The organism is Cupriavidus sp. SIMBA_020 (genome assembly GCF_046535395.1).
GTDB classification, from domain to species: Bacteria; Pseudomonadota; Gammaproteobacteria; order Burkholderiales; family Burkholderiaceae; genus Cupriavidus; species Cupriavidus campinensis.
Genome location: NZ_JAWRWU010000081.1, coordinates 1 through 439 on the forward strand (window position 1 = coordinate 1; position 439 = coordinate 439).

General features: G+C 58.1%; 1 protein-coding gene. It reads right to left on the reverse strand.

Annotation, left to right across the window (positions count from 1 at the left end; genetic code table 11):
* Positions 1 to 207: 5'/3'-nucleotidase SurE (locus tag SB751_RS28245; protein WP_410748816.1), on the reverse strand; the 207-nt coding region annotated here is incomplete at its 3' end.
* Between the last annotated feature and the right edge of the window lie 232 nt (positions 208 to 439).

Consider the following 439-nt stretch of genomic DNA (forward strand, 5'->3'; position numbering starts at 1 on the left):
GTCCGTAGGCGTGCCGTTCACGTAGTAAAAACCGTTCGCCGAACGCAGCACCGAGAGCGGGCGTGACAGCGTCAAGGAATTCGACGCGCCGCTGCAGTTCTGTTCGGGGGCCATCACGGTGACATCCGCGATCGGCTTGAGCGCTTCATGAAGCGCGGCAAGACCAGGCGCCAGATAACCGTCGTCATTGCTGAGTAGGATTCGCATGCGGCGATTGTAACCGAGGAAAGAAGGCAGGCGAACGACAGGCGGAGGCCCGCTGCGTCGCCGCTTACGACTCCACGCACGGCGCATTCCTACGATCGCTTTCATGAGATCGCAGGGCCATTTTCCGATGTTCCTCTTGTATGCTTCTTCGAAAGAAAACTGCACGACCGTTCGCAATCTGTCGGATTGCCGTACACTGTGCTGCTGTGCAGTATCCATGACCGAAGTGACA